Origin of the sequence: Blautia sp. AF14-40, from assembly GCF_003479665.1 — a bacterium.
Taxonomy (GTDB): domain Bacteria; phylum Bacillota; class Clostridia; order Lachnospirales; family Lachnospiraceae; genus Fusicatenibacter; species Fusicatenibacter saccharivorans.
Genome location: NZ_QUHK01000063.1, coordinates 2,486 through 4,993, shown reverse-complemented (window position 1 = coordinate 4,993; position 2,508 = coordinate 2,486). Strand labels below are relative to the sequence as shown.

General features: G+C 29.6%; 3 protein-coding genes. All 3 read left to right on the top strand.

What is annotated here, in order from left to right; all coding sequences use genetic code 11:
* The first annotated feature begins 24 nt into the window (after positions 1 to 24).
* Positions 25 to 927, top strand: coding sequence for a glycosyltransferase (locus DWW13_RS17735; protein ID WP_118720743.1), 903 nt, complete (start codon positions 25 to 27; stop codon positions 925 to 927).
* 179 nt (positions 928 to 1,106) lie between these two features.
* Positions 1,107 to 2,237 (top strand): polysaccharide pyruvyl transferase family protein, encoded by a 1,131-nt coding sequence (locus DWW13_RS17730; RefSeq protein ID WP_118720741.1) that lies wholly within the window; start codon positions 1,107 to 1,109, stop codon positions 2,235 to 2,237.
* Positions 2,219 to 2,508 (top strand): hypothetical protein (locus DWW13_RS19205; protein WP_207664289.1); only part of this gene is annotated, 290 nt, incomplete at its 3' end. The genes DWW13_RS17730 and DWW13_RS19205, both read left to right, overlap by 19 nt.

The following is a 2,508-nucleotide window of genomic DNA, read 5'->3' as shown; positions in this document are numbered from 1 at the left end:
GGATAAGTTTGTGCAAAATTCGATATTTGCTCATTTATAGAAACATACTCAAATCTTGAAATTATACTTGTTAATGATGGTTCTACTGATACTTCATTATTAATATGTAATGAATTCTGTGAATTGGATACTAGAATCAGGTGTATCAATCAAAAGAATGCGGGTGTAAGCGTTGCTAGAAACAATGGGAAAAAGAATGCAACTGGAAAATATATTATTTTTGTAGATTCTGATGATACACTTCAATCCGATATGATTCAATGCTTATATGAGGATATATTAAAATCGGATTCCGAAATAAGTGTTTGCGGTATAAATGAATACAGTGAAAACAATACTCATATCGTAAATAAGATTTGGAGTGGTCAAATTGAATATCTCGATAAAGAAATGGCTTTAGAAAGTTTATTATTAGGTGGAAAAATTAAATCCGGAGCATGGAATAAATTATTTTTGTATGATTTGATTCGAGATTTAGATTTTACTGTTGGAAAACGCATGAATGAAGATAAGTATTTTTGTTTTCATGCCATTATGAGATCTAAGAGTATAGTATATCGAAATAACGGATTATATAATTATATTTATCATGATGAGTCAGTGGCGCATTCTAGATTTGATGATAGATGGTTTGACGCTGTTTTTTTTGCGGATAAAATGCATAAAGAGTGCTATGTACAAAGTGAAAAATTAGAAAAAATAGCTCGCAGTAATTATATTACTACTATGTTTTATGTCCTTATGCTAATGCATAAAAGTGAATTGAGAAAATTATATGAAGATGAATGGAAAAAATATATATTAACAATAAAGGCATTGCCGATTTATGACATCAGAGAATATATTTCATATAAAAGAAGAATAGCAATATACTTAATGAAGATATCGACTAAATTATTTGAAGGATTTATTGATGTTTTCATGTGAATTGTAAAAGAGTGAACGAGGATGATACATTGGTTAATAGGAAGTCTGGGTGATGGAAGTTGAAATCTCCGGAGAAGGTGTTTGATTTTAGTGTACATAGGATGGTTTAATACCATGCTGAGACATGTATGAGTAAGATTGAAAAAAATTGATAAATATTATGAGGAGAATAACCGTACATGAAGATTAGTATAATTACTGTTTTAAATACGATTAATTATGGTTCTGTACTACAAACTTACGCTACTCAAAAGTATCTAAGTGACATGGGTTTTGATACGGAGTTTGTTGATTTTTCAAGAAAGGATCAAAAATATGGGCAAATTGTAAAGAAAACAATCTTTTCTAAAAGAAATAATTTGAAGCAAATGATAAAAAAGCCAATCAAAGATGCTCTTGATATTATTTCTTTGGGGAAATCTTATAGAGTATTTCGTGGATTTTTAAATAGAAATATTAAAATGTCAAAGATATCATATGGCTCTTTTGAAGAGCTGGTAGTAAATCCACCGCTTGCTGATATTTACTGTACAGGTAGTGATCAGATGTGGAATTCATTTTGGAATAATGGAATTGAGAAGAGCTTTTTTTTGGATTATGCGCAAGAAAAACCAAGGATTGCTTTTTGTACTAGCATCGGTATGACAGAATTTCCTATTAAAGATAAGGAAATATTATTAAGATTGATAAAGAAGTATTCGTTTATTTCAGTGAGAGAAAAATCAGCAGAATTACTTTTAAAAAAATATGGTATTAGTGCATACACCGCTATGGACCCTACACTATTAATTGAAGGCTGTTTTTGGAAAAAAATGGCTACGAAAAGAAGTGTTGCTAGACCATATTTGTTGGTATATCAGTTGCATTATGATAAACATCAGGGTGTAGTGTTTAATGAGGCGGTGAGAAAAATAGCTGAAAGTTTTGGCTTAGATATTATTAGAATCACTTATTCAATCTCGGACATTCAACTGGGGAAGAAAATTGTTTTGCCGAAGGTTGAGGAATTTATTTCTCTGTTTGCAAATGCTGATTACGTTATTACGGATTCATTTCATGGAACAGCTTTTTCGGTAAATCTTAATAGACCGTTTTCAGTAATTTATCCAGAGCAATTTTCAACTAGAATAGAATGTTTGCTTCAATTGATTGGTATGGAAGAACGAAAATTATCTAATATAAATCAAATTATAGGACTGGAAAGGGATATTTCATTTGATAAAGTGAATGAGATTTTGAAGAATAAAAGAGAAGAATGCAAGCATATTTTCCAAGAAAGGTTAAAAACAGTATGTTTAGAAAAGGAATAAGTTGTAAAGAATTTATAACTGTAATTACAACATTTATTATAGCTCTATGGATGGTAGGCGGTTCTTTGTTTTTTCTTGTTCCGACATTTGTTCAATTGCTTTTTTTGATTATTTTATTTGTTAGTTTATTTTTGACGAATGGAATTGGTGGTTTTAGGTATATAAAAAAAATATCAGCACTCGCAATCTTACTCATTACAGTGTTTTGGATTGGAAATTCTACAAATAATGATTCAGGCATATTAAAATATAATTTGATTTATGTATTAGT